Here is a 17,031-nt window from a genome sequence, read left to right as displayed (position 1 = left end):
AGCGCCGCACTCGGCGGATCAGCGCAGGTGGAGCGCCTTCATCACGCGCAGCGAACGGCTCATGAAGGCCGCGTACTTCGCGTCGTCCATGCCCATCGACGGCGCCATCGGCAGCAGCCGCTGGGTCGCGACGGTCTGCGCCTCGGTGAACTTGAGGATGCCCTCGGAGCCGTGCCGGCGGCCGAGGCCGGAGTCCTTCATGCCGCCCATCGGCGCCTGGACGCTGCCGTACGCGGGGGCGTACCCCTCGTTGACGTTGACGGTTCCGGAGCGCAGCCGCGCGGCGATGCGCCCACCGCGGCGGGTGTCCTTGGTCCAGACGCTGGAGTTGAGACCGTACGGGGTCGCGTTGGAGCGCTCGACGGCCTCGTCCTCGTCGCGGAAGCGGTAGACGGAGACGACGGGGCCGAAGGTCTCCTCGGTGCAGACCGACATCGGCGCCTCGACGCCGTCCAGGATCGTCGGCTCGTAGACGTAGGGGCCGATGTCCGGGCGGGCCTGTCCGCCGGCCAGGACCGTGGCGCCCTTGGACCGGGCCTCGTCGACGTGCCGGCTGACGGTCTCCAGCTGGCGTTCGCCGGCCAGCGATCCCATGCCGGCGCCGAAGGCGAGGGCCGTGCCGAGCTTGAGCGCCTTGGTGCGGGCGGCGAACTTCTCCAGGAAGGCGTCGGCGACGGTCTCGTCCACGAAGAGCCGCTCGATGGAGACGCAGAGCTGACCGGCGGAGGCGAAGCAGGCGCGGACGGCGCCTTCCGCGGCCTTGTCGAGGTCGGCGTCGCGCAGCACGAGCATGGCGTTCTTGCCGCCGAGTTCGAGGGAGACGCCGATCAGCCGGGCGGCGGCGCGCTGGGCGACATCGCGGCCGGTGCGGGTGGAACCGGTGAAGGAGACGTAGTCGGCGTGCTCGACGAGGGACGGGCCGATGACGGGGCCCTCGCCGATCACGATCTGCCAGACATCGGCGGGCAGTCCGGCCTCGATGAGCTGCTCGCGCGCCCACAGGGCGGTGAGCGCGGTCTCGGTGTCGGGCTTCATGACGACGGCGTTGCCCGCGGCGAACGCGGGGAGCGCGTCACCGACCGACAGCTCGAACGGGTAGTTCCAGGGCGCGATCTGGCCGACGACACCGCGCGGCTGGCGCAGCTCGACCACCTTGGTCAGGACGGGAACGGCACCGCCGTGACTCTTCGGCCTGAGGTACGCGGGGGCCCGGCGGCCGTAGTGGCGGGCGGACATGATGACGGCCTGGACCTCTTCGTGGGCGTGCAGCCGGGCCTTGCCGGTCTCCAACTGGATGAGGTCGAGGACTTCGCTCTGCCGGCTGAGCACCAGGTCGTGGAAGCGCAGCAGCACGGCGGCGCGCTGCCGTACCGGGGTGGCCGCCCAGGCGTGCTGGGCGGCGCGGGCCCGCTCGAAGGCGGTGGCGACCTCGTCCGGGCTCGCCTCCGGGAGGTCGGCGAGCTTCTCGCCGGTGAGCGGGGTGTGGTTACTGGTGCGGCCGCTGCCGATGACGCCACGCGTCAGCCGCGCGACGAGGTCGGGGGTGACGACGTCCTGGGCTCCTCTGGCGGTGGTGGGTGCCGCCGGGTTGCCGTCGGTGGGGCGCGTGGTGCCGAGCGAGTCCGTCATAGCGGCGAGATTACGGCTGATGGGCGCCTCTGGGTACCCATCAGTAGCTACTTTTCACCTGACGAGCACAATTGAGCCAGTAATCGCTGGCGTGATCTTGATTTCCGCAGCTCAGCGCGGGGTGAACGGTGTCAGCGCAGGGTGAACGGTGTCAGCGCGGCGTGAAGGTGTCCCGCGCCGTGTCGAAGGTCCGACGGCCCTGCTCCGACTTCTCCACCGGCGACGAGACCCACATGTCGTACTGCCGCCCGTTCTCGGTCCAGCACAGGTCGAACGTGCGGCGCGCGCCGCCGCCCGGGTAGCCGTCCCAGGTGAACTCCCAGAGCGCGGCCGGTCCGCCGCCCTTGGTCGTCTCCGTGACGAACCCGTCCCGGTATCCCTTGTACGCGGCCGCGCCCGCGCGGTGCTGCGCGGTCATCACCGCCATCGGGCCCTTCGGGTCCGGCTTGTCGTTGCGGACGCCGAACCGGAACTCCTTGCCCGGCGAGTAGTAGAAGATCCGCGGTGGAACGACCGACCGGCCGTAGCCGCTGGGGAGCACCACCGAGAAGCCCGACACGTCGGTGACGGTACGGAATCCGGCCGGGACCGGGGTGGAGCTCGGCGTGACGGGGGGCGTGGTGGGCGCGGCCGACGGAGGGTGCGAGGAGGGTTGCGGCTTCGTCACGGTGTTCGCGCTGCCGTCGGCACCGTTCATCGTCAGCACAGCGGCGGTCACGCCACCCCCGACGACCAGCGCGAGCAGCGCGCCCACCAGCACTCCCCTGCGGGACTTCCGGCCCTTGGGAGACGCGACAGGGAACGGCGAAGCCGTCAGGGGCGGGGTCGGATCCGAAGCCTGGCCGCCTGGAGCCTGGCCCGGAGCCGGAGCCGGGCCGGGATCCGGAGCCGGGCCGGGATCCGGCGGGACCACGGTGTCCTGGGTGATGGTCGGGACGTGTCCCGTCTCGGTGGCCTCGCCGGTCTCGGCGTACGTGCGCAGCCACAGCTCCGCCGCGACCGCGCCCATCCGGCGGCCGGTGTCGCGCTCCAGCAGCGCCGTGACGACCGGCAGCAGCGGGCCGGCGCTGGCGGGCGGGCGGATCTCGTCGAAGACGACGGCGTGCAGCACCCCGCCGATCGAATCGCGGCGGAACGGCGAGTGCCCGTCGACGGACGCGCACAGCAGCACGCCCACCGACCACAGGTCGGACTCCGGCCCCGCCATCGCCCCCGACATCCGCTCCGGCGAGGTGTACTCGGGCGAACCGACGAACACCCCGGTCTCGGTCAGTGTCGTCGTTCCCGACACCCGCGCGATCCCGAAGTCGGTGAGCACGACCCGCCCGGTGTCCCGCTCGATCAGGACGTTGGCCGGCTTGATGTCCCGGTGCAGCACCCCGCGTTCGTGCGCGGCGTGCAGCGCACCCGCCACCGCGGCGCCGATCCTGGCCGCCTCGCGCGGCTCCACCGGGCCGTCCTTGGAGAGCACATCGGCCAGCGACCGGCCGTCGATCAGCTCCATCACGATCCACGGCCGGCCGTCCTGCTCGACCACGTCGTGCAGGACGACGACATGCGGGTGCCGGATCTGCGCCACGCTCCGGGCCTCGCGCAGGGCGCGGTCCCGGTACAGCTGCTCGTCCCTCTCGGACAGCCCCTCGTTGAGGTGCAGCTCCTTGACCGCGACCTGCCGGTCCAGCAGCTCGTCGGTCGCCCGCCACACGGTGCCCATGCCGCCGCGGCCCAGCCGCCCGGTGATCCGGTACCGGCCGGCGACGGGTCCCGGCAGGCCGGACATGTACGGGGACATGCCGTGTCCCCCGTCGCTCGCCATGGGTCCCATCATGCCCTGTCATGCCCACCACGTGGCGCCGGTCTCAGGTGGTCCGGTACGTCTCGGCTGCCTTGTCGAAGATGCGCTGGACGTCGGCTCGCTGGTCGTCCGGTCCGATGACCAGGACCAGGTGGTACTTACCGTCCTGGATCACCGCGAGATTGCGGGCGTAGACCTGGTGACCGTTGCCGTCCCGCCAGCTGTACTCGCCCTCCGCGGCGGGCGATCCGCCCATGTCGAGCGTCCGGAGCGCGCCGGCCGAGGCCCACTGCGAGGCACGGAACGGGGCCAGCTCGGGTTCGTTCGACTGGTACGCCATCGGATCGCTGCCCGCGTCGGAGACCGCGTCGCGGCCGGGGACCACGATCAGCTGGAAGTCACCGCCGGTGTACCGGATCTGGTCCTGGGCGTTCTTGCCCTGCCGCTGCCAGCCGGTGTGCACGGCGACGGTGAAGCCCGCGTCGTCCGTGCGCAGCGCGAAGTCGCCGCCGAGATCGGTGGCGGGGGATGCGCTCGTCGCCGGGGGCTGCTTGCTGGGCGGCGGCTTCGCGGACGTCGGCGCGGTGGTCGGCGTCTTGCTCCCGGCCTTGCCGTCCGAGCCGGAGCCCGGCATCTGCGCGGGGACCGTCCGGGTCGTCGAGCCGGCCTGGCTGCCGTCGTCGGTGGTGTTGCGCGGCATCATCACCAGCGCGTACACGACCACCGCGACCAGCAGGAGCAGCACGAGGACGAGCAGCCGCGCGCCCAGGCTGCGCGGGGCACGCTGCTTCTGCTGCTGCTTCGGCCCCTTCGTCCGGGTCTGCTGCGCCTGGTTCACCTGCCGGGCCGGCCGTTCCTGCTTGGCCCGCGCGTGGCGGCGGTGGGTCGTACCGGAGAGCGGCTCTGCGGAGGCGGCCGCGGCGGACCTGCGGCGGCGGACCAGCTCGCCCCTGCGCCGGACGATCGGCAGCTTGCGGGGGTCGGTCGGGACCGACACCGTCCGCAGGCCCAGATCGGGCTCGGGGGCGGACCGGATCAAGGAGCGCAGCCAGCCCTCCAGTTCGTCGAAGTCCGGGCGCTCCTCGGGATCGGGGCGCAGCAGCGACTCGACGATGGGCCGCAGCGGCCCGCTCTCCTCGGCGAAGGCGGGCGGTTCCGCGCAGACCAGCTGGACGAGCTCGGGTGTGCTCTCCTCGGGGAAGGGCGGGTGGCCCTGGACGCTGCGGAAGAGCAGCGAGCCCAGCGCCCACAGGTCGGCGGCGGGGCCGACGGGCGGGGCGAGCTGCCAGTTCTCGTGGACGGGCGTGGCCTGTTCGGGCGCCCAGCGCTCGGTGACCGGGCCGACGACGGTGATACGGGCCTGCCGGGCCCGTTCCTGTTCCAGCGCGGAGTCGGGTCCGCCCCAGCCGGGGCCGTTCCCCCCGGCCATCACTTCCGCCGGTACCGGGTCGTAGCCGCACAGCGCCTCCTGCGCGGCACCGGCCGCCAGGCCCGAGAGCATGGCGCGGCCGTCGTCGCAGACCAGGACGGTGCTGGCGGTGACATTGCGATGGGTCCAGCCGTACGCGTGCAGGACGCGCAGCGCGACGAGCACGTCCGAGGCGACCTCGGCGGCGCGGTAGTGGCCGAGCCGCTTGTCGACGAGTAACGAGGCGAGCGGCCGGGCGTTGACCAGCTCGCTGGCGATCCACAGGCTGCCGTCCTCGACGAAGATGTCGAAGACCTGCACCAGGCGCGGGTGATCGGGTATCGCGGCGGCGGCCCGCGCGGCGTCCAGCGCGCGCTGCGCGCTGTCGCTCGTACGCTCCGGGCCGCGGCCCGGTTCGTCGCCGTACGGCCCGGAGCTGATCAGTTCGGCGCTGACGATCTCCGGCAGCAGCACCTGGCGGACCAGGACCTCCTGGCCGCTGTACGTGTCGAAGGCGCGCGTTTCGACCAGTTCGTACTCGTCCGCGGGCGGCCGGGGCAGGCGGTAGCGGTCGGCGAGTACGCGACCCGCGTATTCGTCCACGACGCCTCCCCAAAAGCGTCAGATCCGGTCCGGTCCGGATGGATTCTGGATGCGGACAGTCCGCGAGCTTTCACGATACGTGCCGGAGGCATGCCCCGTGACCCGCTCTGCGCAGATCAGTTGGACGGCTTGAAGGTGGCGAAGAAGGTCTGGCGCATCTGCGTGACGGCGGGCGTGTCCCACTGGTCGGCGGGCGCGGAGAACATGATGGCGAAACCCTGGTGGTCGTTGACGACGAACCCGCGGTTCAGGACGCGGCCCTTGATGCCGCCCTTCTCGGTCCGCAGGAAGTCCCAGTCGGCGGCGCTGGGGTAGCCGTTGAAGGCGACGTTGCCGATCGACACCCTGTGGTAGCCGCTACTGGCGGAAGCCACCGCGGACTCGTGCTCGAACCAGTCGGCCGCCGCGTTCTTGCCCGGCTCGTCGGTGAAGTCGATCTGCACGCGCGGGAAGCCGCCGTCGGCGCTGAATATGAAGCTGTCCGCGCCCGCGCTGCCGGTCTGGTGCCAGCCGGCGGGCAACGCGATGGAGAAGTGGCCCGCGGTCACGACCTTGTAGCCGGCCGGAACCGTACCGCCGGCGCCCACCGGCGGGTTCGCGGTGCCGCCCGTCCCGGCGCTCGTACCCGCGGTCGTGCCAACGCTCGTCGCCGCTCCCGGGTTCGTCGACTGTTGCTGTCCCGGGGAACCGGTGCTCCCCTTCGACGGGGTGGCCGGCGCCTTGCCGTCGCCGACCTTGCCCGGGGCGGAGGACGCCGAACCGGGCTTGGAGTCGGGCGTGTTGTCGCCGTCCCCGGCGTTGGCCAGCCAGAAGCCGATCCCGGTGCCGAGAACGGCGAGCGCGACGGCGATGGCGGCGATGATCAGCACCCGGCGCGGAACGACATCGGTGAGCGGGGCGCGCGGCGCCGTGGGCGCGGTGCCGGGCTCCCCCGGCTCCGCCGCCGGTCTCGGCTTGGCCGCCTTCGCGGCCTTCGCCGCCTTGGCGGCGGTGGCGGTACCGGCGGCCGCGGCCGCGCCGCGCACCGAGCGCAGCGCGTTGCGGACCCGGGCCTGGTCGGCGGCGGCCTTGCGGGCGGCCGGCGGTGCGTCGGTCGGGGTGGGCTGCGGGTCGGGCGGGAGCGCGACGGTGCGGGTCGCGGCGAGCCCGGCGTCGTCGAGCGCCGGACCGGCCGGGTGCTGCGGCGCGTTGGCGACGCGGGTGAGCAGCGTGCGGACGCCCGCGTCGTCCAGGCGCTCCGCCGGGTCCTTGATGAGCAGGCCGTGGATGGCGTCGGCGAGCGCGCCCGCGTTCTGCATGGGGCCGACCGGCTCCGTCATGACCGCGGTCAGGGTGGCGATGGCCGAACCCTTGTCGTACGGCGGGCGGCCCTCGACCGACGCGTACAGCAGCGCGCCGAGCGACCACAGGTCCGCCGGCGGGCCCGGCTTCTGGCCGCGGGCGCGCTCCGGCGAGATGTACGAGGGGGCGCCGACGAGCATGCCGGTCGAGGTGACGGACGGGTCGCCGTCGATCTGGGCGATGCCGAAGTCGCTGAGCACCACGCGGCCGTCGTCGGCGATGAGGACGTTGGACGGCTTGACGTCGCGGTGGAGGATGCCCTCCTTGTGGGCGGCCTTCAGCACGTCGAGCACCACCAGGGCGACCTCGGCGGCGCGCTTGGGCGTCAGCGGTCCGTCCTCACGGATGGCGTCGGAGAGCGAGCGGCCCTCGACCAGCTCCATGACGATCCACGGCCGGTCGTCCTCCTCGACGACATCGAACACCGTGACCGCGCCGGTACCCCGGATCCGCGCGGTGGCCTTCGCCTCGCGCAGGGTGCGGGTGACCAGCCGGCGCTTCTCGTCCTCGTCGACATTTCCGGGGAAGCGCAACTCCTTGACGGCGACGGTCCGGCCGAGGGTTTCGTCCTCCGCGCGCCAGACCGTTCCCATGCCGCCCTTGCCGAGGACCTCGCCGAGCCGGTACCGGTCGGCGAGGAGACGTCCGTCGGTGCCTTGCGCCTGGCCCATGAATTCCCCTGCGGTCACTGGTGATGTGAGCCCCATCATCGCCGACCGGAGGCCTCCGAAGCGAACCCGGCTTACTGCGCGGACAGCCGGAAACCGGCCACGGCGTTGTCGAACACCGGCTTGTACTCGTCCCATTGGGACTTGGGAGCGGAGAGGTAGATGGCGTACTCGCGTTCGCCTTCCTTGCCAAATCCCAGGTCTATGGCCCGATAGTCACGTTTACTGCCTTTGAACGTGAACTGCCATATGGCGGCGTTCTGTCCGAATACGGACGTCGGCTGCATGCGCTCCTGGTGATAGCCGTCCAGCTTGCCGCTCACCTTGGTCTCCAGGGACTTGAAGTGCGCGAGGTGGTCGGGGCCGGCGTAGTCCAGGATGCTGAACTTGAGCCCCACGAGCCCGGTGGGATCGATGTAGTTGATCTCACCGTCCGCCACCGAGCGCCGCCAGCCCTTCGGCACCGGCACGGCGAACCCCTTGGCGGCCTCGGTGGCCAGCCGGTAGTTCTTCGGCACCGGCGGCGGGGTCGTGGTGGTGGACGCCGAGGGGTCGGGGGTCGCGGTGATCGCCGGCGGGGTGTGCTTCTTGGCCGCGGCGGGGGTGCCGGTGACCCGGAAGTACGCGAAGGCCGCGGTCCCGCCGGCCGCGACGGCGGCGGCGGTGAGCACCGCGACGACCCATCGGGCCCCGCGCCGCGGCCGGGCGGCGACGGGGTGCGTTCCGCCGGGGGTGGTCGTGGGGCCGTCGGGGCCGGGCCCGGCGCCGTGGCCGACCGTCACCGGCGTGGTCGGGCCCGCGGGTTCGGGTGGTCCCGCGGACCGGGACCCGCCGGACGAAGCCGCGTGCGAAGCGGTGTGCGGCGACGTGTGCGAGGCGGTGTGCGGCGCGGTACGGCCGCGCTCGAACCGCGTGGTGTCCGCCTCGGCGGCGGGCAGCCGCAGCAGCCGCTCGGCCTCCTCCGCCGACATCCGCTCGCGCGGATCCTTGGCGAGCAGCCCGGCGATGACGTGCTCCAGCGGCCCGGCGTTGGCAGCGGGCAGCACCGGATCCTCGGAGATGGCGTACGCGGTCTCGATCGCGGTGTCCCGGCGGAACGGCGAACGCCCCTCCACCGCCTGGTAGAGCGTCGCGCCGAGCGCCCACAGGTCGGCCTCCGGGCCGGGCGACTGGCCCTTGATGCGCTCCGGCGAGAGGAAGTCGATGGAGCCGATCAGCTCGCCGGTGCGGGTCAGCGTCGACGTGCCGGACGCCTGGGCGATGCCGAAGTCGGTGAGGACCACCCGGCCGTCCCCGCCGAGCAGGACGTTGCCCGGCTTCACATCGCGGTGCAGCACCCCCGCGCGGTGCGCGGCGCGCAGCGCGGCGACCATGCCGCGGCCGATCCGCGCTGCCTCCACGGGCGGCAGGGCGCCGTTCTTCTTCAGCGCCTCGCCCAGCGTCATGGACGGGACGTACTCCATGACGATGGACGGCAGGCCCGCGTCGTCCACCACGTCGTGCACGACGATGACGTTCGGGTGGCTGATCCGGGCGGCGGCGCGGGCCTCCCGGCGGGTGCGCTCGAAGATGGTGGCCAGTTCGTCCTCGTGCAGATGGGGCTGCGGTGGATGCAGTTTCTTGACCGCCACCTGGCGGCCGAGCAGTTCGTCCTCCGCGCGCCACACAGTGCCCATGCCGCCGCGGCCTATCCGCTCCACCAGCCGGTAACGGCCGGCCACGAGTCGTCCCGCCTCAGCGTGATCAGACACCATGCCCCCTCTGCTCCCCCGTTGGGCTTAAAGGGGCACGATATCCGGCGCTCCCAGCCGTGCCGCGTCCGCGGTCGTGTCATCGGGTTGCCGCTGCGACTCGCGCTCCGCCTCCACCCGCTTCTGGTAGTGCTCGATCTCCTTCTCGATCTGCCCCTTGTCCCAGCCCAGGACGGGCGCCATGAGCTCGGCCGCCTCCCGGGCGCTGAGGGTGCCGCGGTCGAAGGTCTCGATCGAGATACGGGTCCTGCGGGTCAGGACGTCGTCGAGGTGCCGGGCGCTCTCGTGCGACGCCGCGTACACGATCTCGGCCCGCAGATAGTCCTCGGCGGCGGGCAGCGGGTCGCCCAGCGACGAATCCTCCACGATGAGTTGGAGGACCTCCTCGGCGAGCGCGCCGTACCGGTTGAGCAGGTGCTCGATCCGGGCGACGTGCAGCCCCGTGCGGGCGGCGAGGCGCGCCCGCGCGTTCCACAGCGCGTGGTAGCCCTCTGCTCCGACCAGCGGCACGTCCTCCGTGATGCACTCCGCCACCCGGTGGGCCAGGCCGTGGACGGCCTCGTCCACCGCGTCCTTCGCCATCACCCGGTACGTCGTGTACTTGCCGCCCGCGACGACCACCAGGCCCGGCAGCGGGTGCGCCACGGTGTGCTCGCGCGAGAGCTTGCTCGTCGCGTCCGACTCGCCGGCCAGCAGCGGCCGCAGCCCGGCGTAGACACCCTGGACGTCGTCCCTGGTCAACGGGACGGAGAGCACCGAGTTGACGTGTTCGAGCAGGTAGTCGATATCGGCGCTGGACGCGGCCGGGTGCGCCTTGTCGAGGTCCCAGTCGGTGTCGGTGGTGCCGATGATCCAGTGCCGTCCCCACGGGATCACGAAGAGCACGCTCTTCTCGGTCCGCAGGATCAGCCCGGACGACGAGTGGATGCGGTCCTTCGGCACGACCAGGTGGATCCCCTTGGACGCCCTGACGTGGAACTGCCCGCGCTCGCCGATCAGGGCCTGGGTGTCGTCCGTCCACACCCCGGTCGCGTTCACGACCTGCTTGGCCCTGACCTGGTACTCGCCGCCGCCTTCCACGTCCTGCACCCGGGCGCCGACGACGCGTTCGCCCTCGCGCAGGAAGCCGACCACCCGCGCCCGGTTGGCGACCTGGGCGCCGTACGCCGAGGCGGTCCTGACCAGCGTCGTGACGTAGCGCGCGTCGTCCATCTGCGCGTCGTAGTACTGCAACGCGCCGACCAGGGCGTCCTTCTTGAGCGCGGGGGCGATCCGCAGCGCGTGCTTACGGGTCAGATGGCGGTGCACGGGCAGCCCGCGGCCGTGTCCCGACGAGAACGACATGGTGTCGTACAGGGCGACGCCGGAGCCGGCGTAGAACCGCTCCCAGCCCTTGTGCTGCAGCGGGTACAGGAACGGCACGGGCTTCACCAGGTGCGGGGCGAGCCGCTCCAGCAGCAGACCGCGCTCCTTGAGCGCCTCGCGCACCAGGGCGAAGTCGAGCATCTCCAGATAGCGCAGACCGCCGTGGATCAGCTTGCTGGAACGGCTGGAGGTGCCGGACGCCCAGTCCCGCGCCTCGACGAGGCCGGTCGACAGCCCGCGGGTCGCCGCGTCGAGCGCCGTGCCGGCGCCGACCACGCCGCCGCCCACGACCAGGATGTCGAGCTCCTCGTCCGCCATCCGGGCGAATGCCGCCTCGCGCTCCGCCGGGCCCAGTGTTGTCGTCCGCATTCGTGCCTCCTGTTGTGGAGCAGGTGCGTGCGCCCCGTCACTCGATAGTGACCGCCACAGGGGCCGGCAGCCACCTTTGCACGTCCTGGCACCCCCGGATCGGCGCCGGGTCGGCGGACGAGTACCCCCGTACTTCCGGCGCGCCGTGCGGTCATATCAGCCTTATGTCTGGTTAGCCTGTTTTGAAGCCATTCGTGGCTGCTAGGGAGAGGACTGACCCACATGCCCGCAGACCTCGCCGTCATGGGACTCGGCCGCGCCGGGATCCTCCTCGCCCAAGCGGCCGCCGCCGCCGGAATCGGCGTCATCGGATACGACGCCGACGAGAACACCGCCGCCGACATCAACGCCGGCCGCGTACCGGCCGGCACCCTCGCCGCCGCCGACATCCGCCGGCTGCTCGCCACCGGATTCCGCGCCACCTCCGACCCCTCCGTGCTCGGCCGGGTCAGGACCGCCGTCATCTGCGCCCCCACCCCGCTCGGCGCCGACCGCGCCCTCGACCTCAGCGCCGTGGCAGCCGCCGCACGGGCGCTCGCCACGCATCTGCGGGCGCACACCACCGTCGTCCTCGAATCCACCGCCTACCCCGGCACCACCGAGGAATTCCTCCTGCCGATCCTGGAGGAATCCGGCCTGCGGGCCGGCCGCGACTTCCATCTCGCCTACTCCCCCAGCCGGGTCGACCCCGGCAGCCGGGACCACCACATCCCCAACACCCCCAAGGTCATCGGCGGTTACACCTCCGCCTGCACCGAGGCCGCCGCCGCGTTCTACGGACGCTTCGTCGAACGCGTCGTCCGCGCCCGCGGACTGCGCGAGGCCGAGACCGTCAAGTTGCTGGAGACCAACTACCGGCACGTCAACATCGCCTTCGCCAACGAGATGGCGGTCTTCTGCCACGACGTCGGCGTCGACCTGTGGGACGTCATCCGCTGCGCCGAGACCAAACCGTTCGGCTTCCAGGCGTTCCGGCCGGGCCCCGGCGTCGGCGGACCCGGCGTCGCCCTCGACCCCAACTACGTCGCCACCCGCGCCCGCACCCCCGGCTACCCGCTGCGCATCGTCGAGTTGGCCCAGGAGGTCAACGGACGGATGCCCCGCTACGTCGTCCAGCGCGCGGCCGCCCTCCTGAACGAGCACGGCAAATCACTGCGCGGCGCCCGCGTCCTGCTGCTCGGCGTCACGTACAAGGCCGATCTGGCCGACCAGGAGAACGCCCCCGCCCGCGAGATCGGCTCCCGGCTGATCGAGCTGGGCGCCCAGATCTGCTACCACGACCCGTACGTCCCCGAGTGGCGCGTCCTGGACCGGCCCATCCCCCGCGCCGACTCCCTCTGGGAGGCCGCCGCCGACGCCGATCTGACGCTCCTGCTGCAGCATCACCGCACCTACGACCTCCAAGGCCTCGCCGTCAAGGCCCAGTTGCTCCTCGACACCCGCGGCGCCACCCCGGTGGGAGCCGCGGCCCGCTTGTAGCGGACCGGTAGCGGTCCCGTAACGGCCCCTGAAACGTCTTGTCGCAGTGTCATATCCGGCTGCTAGCCTTCGGGGCCATTGTTCGCACGCAACACGTCTGTGCGATTTCAAACCTTCCATCCCCGGGGGACCCACCATGAGCCAGTCGTACCCGCCACCGCCGCAGCAGGGCGGCAACCCCTACGGCCAGCAGCAGCCGCAGTACGGCCAACAGCCGGGCGGCGTCCCGCCGCAGGGTGGCAACCCGTTCGGCCAGCAGCCGGGCCAGCAGGGCGGCTTCGGCGGCGGCTACCCGCCGCCCGCACCGCTGCCGCCGGCCCGCAACAACGTGGGTCTCGGCATCCTGGCCGGTCTGGTGGTCATGCTGATCACGGCCGCGGCGTACGGCGGGATCATCCGGGCGACCAACCACGAGATCGGCTACGCCGCGGTGGGCGTGGGCGTCCTCGTCGGCGTCGCGGTCGGCAAGGTCGGCGGCCGCAACCCGGTACTCCCGGTGATCAGCGTGCTGCTCGCGCTCCTCGGCGTCTTCCTCGGCCAGTACTTCGGCGAGGCCCTGATCGGCGCCAAGCTCTCCGGCCTCTCGGTGACGGACCTCATCTTCGACCACACCAAGCTCGTCTTCGAAGCCTGGAAGGCGGACGCCGACGCGATGACGTTCCTCTTCTTCGCCATCGGCGGCGCGGCCGGCTTCTCCGGCGCCAAGCGCGTCGGCGGCTGACCCACGACGGCCGACCCGCACCACCACGTGAAGGGGCCCGGACCGCAAGCTGCGGTCCGGGCCCCTTCACGTCAGCACGTGGATCGTCAGCGCGTGTGCGCCGGAGAAACCGTCACCTCGACCCGCTGGAACTCCTTCAGGTCCGAGTACCCCGTAGTGGCCATCGAACGGCGCAGCGCGCCAAAGAAGTTCATCGAGCCGTTCGGCGCGTGCGACGGGCCGAGCAGGATCTCCTCGGTCGAGCCGGCAGTGCCGAGATTCATCCGCTTGCCGCGCGGCAGCTCCGGGTTGACCGCCTCCATGCCCCAGTGGAAACCGCGCCCCGGCGCGTCCGTGGCACGGGCCAGCGGGGAGCCCATCATCACGGCGTCCGCGCCGCAGGCAACCGCCTTCGGCAGGTCGCCGCTGGAGCCGAAGCCGCCGTCCGCGATGACGTGCACGTACCGGCCGCCGGACTCGTCCATGTAGTCGCGGCGGGCGGCCGCGACATCGGCGACGGCAGTCGCCATCGGCACCTGGATGCCGAGCACGGCGCGCGTCGTGTGCGCGGCGCCGCCGCCGAAGCCCACGAGCACGCCGGCGGCGCCGGTCCGCATCAGGTGCAGCGCGGCGGTGTACGTGGCGCAGCCGCCGACGATGACCGGCACGTCCAGCTCGTAGATGAACTGCTTGAGGTTGAGCGGCTCGTGCGAGCCCGAGACATGCTCGGCCGACACGGTGGTGCCGCGGATCACGAAGATGTCCACGCCGGCATCCACGACGGCCTTGGAGAACTGCGCGGTGCGCTGCGGGGAGAGCGCGGCGGCGGTGACCACACCGGCGTCGCGCACCTCCTTGATGCGCTGACCGATCAGCTCTTCCTTGATCGGCGCCGAGTAGATCTCCTGGAGGCGGGCGGTCGCGGCCGTCTCGTCCAATTCGGCGATCTCGGCGAGCAGCGGCTCCGGGTCCTCGTACCGGGTCCACAGACCCTCGAGGTTGAGCACGCCCAGGCCGCCCAGGTTTCCGATGCGGATCGCGGTCTCGGGCGAGACCACGGAGTCCATCGGGGCGGCGAGGAAGGGGAGCTCGAAGCGGTAGGCGTCGATCTGCCAGGCGATCGAGACCTCCTTCGGGTCCCGGGTGCGGCGGCTGGGGACGACGGCGATGTCGTCGAATGCGTACGCCCTGCGGCCGCGCTTGCCCCGCCCGATCTCGATCTCAGTCACTGTTGGCCCTTCTTCGCTGGTCTACCCGCCCAGTATCCCCGAGCGGGCAAGCGGAAGCCCGCAGACCATCGGTCTGCGGGCTTCCGCTGACGTTCTCCCGCAGGTCAGCGCCCGTGATAGTTCGGCGCCTCGACGGTCATCTGGATGTCGTGCGGGTGGCTCTCCTTGAGGCCGGCGGAGGTGATCCGCACGAAGCGGCCCTTGGTCGCCATCTCGTCGATGCTGGCGGCGCCCACGTAGCCCATGGTCTGGCGCAGGCCGCCGACCAGCTGGTGCAGCACCGCGGAGAGCGGGCCGCGGTACGGGACCTGGCCCTCGATGCCCTCGGGGACGAGCTTGTCGTCGGAGGAGACCTCGGCCTGGAAGTAGCGGTCCTTGGAGTAGGACATGCCCTGGCCGCGGGACTGCATCGCGCCGAGCGAACCCATACCGCGGTACGACTTGAACTGCTTGCCGTTGATGAAGAGCAGCTCGCCGGGGCTCTCCTCGCAGCCGGCCAGCAGGCTGCCGAGCATCACGGTGTCGGCGCCGGCCGCGAGGGCCTTGCCGATGTCGCCGGAGTACTGCAGGCCGCCGTCGCCGATGACGGGGACGCCCGCGGCCTGGCAGGCCACCGCTGCCTCGTAGATCGCCGTGACCTGGGGGACGCCGATGCCGGCGACCACCCGGGTGGTGCAGATGGAGCCGGGGCCGACGCCGACCTTGACGCCGTCGGCGCCCGCGTCGATCAGGGCCTGGGCGCCGTCACGGGTGGCGATGTTGCCGCCGATGACGTCGACCGGGACACTCGACTTGATCTTGGAGATCCAGCTCAGCGCGTTGCTGTTGTGGCCGTGCGAGGTGTCCACGATCAGGAAGTCCACCCCGGCCGCGACCAGGCCCTGGGCGCGCTCCAGCGCCTCGGGGCTGGCGCCGACGGCCGCGCCGACCAGCAGCCGGCCCTCGGCGTCCTTGGCGGCGAGCGGGTACTTCTCGGCCTTGACGAAGTCCTTGACGGTGATCAGGCCCTTGAGCCGGCCCTCGTCGTCGACCAGCGGAAGCTTCTCGATCTTGTGGCGGCGCAGCAGGCCGATCGCGTCCACGCCGGAGATGCCGACCTTGCCGGTGACCAGCGGCATCGGGGTCATGACCTCGCGCACCTGGCGCGAGCGGTCGCTCTCGAAGGCCATGTCGCGGTTGGTGACGATGCCGAGCAGCTTGCCCGCGGCGTCGGTGACCGGGACACCGCTGATGCGGAACTTGGCACAGAGCGCGTCCGCCTCGGCGAGCGTCGCGTCCGGGTGCACGGTGATCGGGTCGGTGACCATGCCGGACTCGGAGCGCTTCACGAGGTCGACCTGGTTGACCTGGTCCTCGATGGACAGGTTGCGGTGCAGCACGCCCACGCCGCCCTGTCGCGCCATGGCGATGGCCATCCGCGCCTCGGTGACCTTGTCCATGGCCGCGGAGAGCAGCGGGATGTTGACCCGGACGTTGCGGGAGATCCGGGAGGCGGTGTCGACCTGGTTCGGGAGCACCTCTGAGGCGCCCGGCAGCAGCAGCACGTCGTCGTACGTGAGACCGAGCATCGCGAATTTCTCGGGTACCCCTGCGGCGTTCAGAGTCATGACACCTTCCCAATGGTCTTGCCCGGCGAGTTGTTCAATGCTAGTGGACTCCGCCGGCATTCCCCGCAGAGTGCGCGGGACCAAAGATCGCGACCGGTCCCGGACCCGCCGGAACCCCGTGGCCGGCCACCGGCGCTACGCGCTGAGACCTCGGGGATCGCCACCGGTCGAGGCCTCCGCGGACTCCTCCGCGATGGCACGCAGCCTGCTGAGAGCGCGGTGCTGGGCGACCCGGACGGCGCCGGGCGACATCCCCAGCACCTGACCGGTCTCCTCGGCGGTGAGGCCGACCGCGACCCGGAGCAGCACCAGTTCCCGCTGGTGCTCCGGGAGGTTGGCGAGCAGCTTCTTGGCCCAGGCCGCGTCGCTGCTGAGCAGCGCGCGCTCCTCGGGGCCGAGGGAGTCGTCCGGCTTCTCCGGCATCTCGTCGGACGGCACGGCGGTGCTGCCGGGGCCGCGCATGGCGGCCCGCTGCAGATCGGCGACCTTGTGGGCGGCAATCGCGAAGACGAATGCCTCGAACGGCCGCCCCTGGTCGCGATAGCGCGGCAGCGCGCACAGCACGGCGAGGCAGACCTCCTGTGCGAGGTCGTCCACGAAGTGACGAGCATCACCGGGCAACCGGGAGAGCCGGCCGCGGCAATAGCGCTCGGCCAATGGGTGCACCAGGGCCAGCAGGTCATGGGTCGCCTGCTCGTCACCATCGACCGCACGGCGGACGAGGGCGCCGAAGGCTGCGTTGTCGCCGTTGGCCTCGTCTCGCATCGGTCCATGGTGCATGGCCGCAGAACTTTCTGCCGCATCGCCTGAGTCCTTGTGCACCGAAGCGTTATGCGCGGGGGCACCGGCCGCCTTCACGGCGTCCCCCCGCTGCCCCGCCCGCCGATCCCCGAGGAAGTCCATACGTCAAGCATGCGTCCTCGCTCGGGAAACCGGTACGAGCGGGACGGCTCCACCGTCAGCCCGCCGCGCACGACCCGGGCCCCCAGGCCGTGTCTGACAAATCCCTCCCCCAGCTACCGCTGGGAGGTGCCCCCCGCCCGGGGCGCCTGGCACGCACGCTCGCTGCGTTGTCGGGCTCATCCAC

General features: G+C 71.9%; 11 protein-coding genes. 2 read left to right on the top strand and 9 right to left on the bottom strand.

Translation table 11 applies throughout. The features are described from left to right. Positions 1-18: 18 nt before the first annotated feature. From AC07DC_RS20415 to AC07DC_RS20390, 6 genes are all read right to left on the bottom strand, one after another. Positions 19-1,629 (bottom strand): succinic semialdehyde dehydrogenase, encoded by a 1,611-nt coding sequence (locus AC07DC_RS20415; RefSeq protein WP_478915791.1) that lies wholly within the window; start codon positions 1,627-1,629, stop codon positions 19-21. Between the two features lie 151 nt (positions 1,630-1,780). After that, positions 1,781-3,445 carry a serine/threonine-protein kinase gene (locus AC07DC_RS20410; RefSeq protein WP_478915790.1) on the bottom strand — a complete coding sequence of 555 codons (1,665 nt, stop codon included), beginning with the start codon at positions 3,443-3,445 and terminating at the stop codon, positions 1,781-1,783. Between the two features lie 43 nt (positions 3,446-3,488). Beyond that, positions 3,489-5,435 carry a serine/threonine-protein kinase gene (locus AC07DC_RS20405; protein WP_478915789.1) on the bottom strand — a complete coding sequence of 649 codons (1,947 nt, stop codon included), beginning with the start codon at positions 5,433-5,435 and terminating at the stop codon, positions 3,489-3,491. Between the two features lie 116 nt (positions 5,436-5,551). Beyond that, positions 5,552-7,447, bottom strand: a complete 1,896-nt coding sequence (locus tag AC07DC_RS20400; RefSeq protein ID WP_478915788.1) for a serine/threonine-protein kinase — start codon at positions 7,445-7,447, stop codon at positions 5,552-5,554. A 71-nt stretch (positions 7,448-7,518) separates the two neighbouring features. Beyond that, complete coding sequence (locus AC07DC_RS20395; RefSeq protein ID WP_478915787.1) at positions 7,519-9,198, bottom strand: serine/threonine-protein kinase; 1,680 nt, start codon at positions 9,196-9,198, stop codon at positions 7,519-7,521. A 24-nt stretch (positions 9,199-9,222) separates the two neighbouring features. Further along, on the bottom strand, positions 9,223-10,929 hold the full coding sequence (locus tag AC07DC_RS20390; protein ID WP_478915786.1) for a glycerol-3-phosphate dehydrogenase/oxidase: 1,707 nt from the start codon (positions 10,927-10,929) through the stop codon (positions 9,223-9,225). Between the two features lie 222 nt (positions 10,930-11,151). Between AC07DC_RS20390 and AC07DC_RS20385 the strand changes: the two genes are divergently transcribed. Both AC07DC_RS20385 and AC07DC_RS20380 read left to right on the top strand, forming a co-directional pair. Continuing rightward, complete coding sequence (locus AC07DC_RS20385; RefSeq protein ID WP_478915785.1) at positions 11,152-12,408, top strand: nucleotide sugar dehydrogenase; 1,257 nt, start codon at positions 11,152-11,154, stop codon at positions 12,406-12,408. Positions 12,409-12,544: 136 nt separating this feature from the next. Beyond that, complete coding sequence (locus AC07DC_RS20380) at positions 12,545-13,129, top strand: hypothetical protein (protein WP_478915784.1); 585 nt, start codon at positions 12,545-12,547, stop codon at positions 13,127-13,129. A gap of 86 nt (positions 13,130-13,215) precedes the next feature. Here the strand turns inward: AC07DC_RS20380 and AC07DC_RS20375 are convergent, their stop codons facing one another. From AC07DC_RS20375 to AC07DC_RS20365, 3 genes are all read right to left on the bottom strand, one after another. Continuing rightward, positions 13,216-14,337 carry a GuaB3 family IMP dehydrogenase-related protein gene (locus tag AC07DC_RS20375; protein ID WP_478915783.1) on the bottom strand — a complete coding sequence of 374 codons (1,122 nt, stop codon included), beginning with the start codon at positions 14,335-14,337 and terminating at the stop codon, positions 13,216-13,218. Positions 14,338-14,441: 104 nt separating this feature from the next. Then, a complete protein-coding gene (gene guaB / locus AC07DC_RS20370; RefSeq protein ID WP_478915782.1) occupies positions 14,442-15,944 on the bottom strand; it encodes an IMP dehydrogenase in 1,503 nt (500 codons plus the stop codon). Positions 15,945-16,079: 135 nt separating this feature from the next. Further along, positions 16,080-16,709 carry a sigma-70 family RNA polymerase sigma factor gene (locus tag AC07DC_RS20365; RefSeq protein ID WP_478915781.1) on the bottom strand — a complete coding sequence of 210 codons (630 nt, stop codon included), beginning with the start codon at positions 16,707-16,709 and terminating at the stop codon, positions 16,080-16,082. Positions 16,710-17,031 lie beyond the last annotated feature (322 nt).

It is taken from the genome of Streptomyces sp. NPDC045021 (assembly GCF_056432645.1).
Note: the sequence above shows the minus strand (reverse complement) of the source record. Positions and strands in the feature narration are given on the sequence as shown.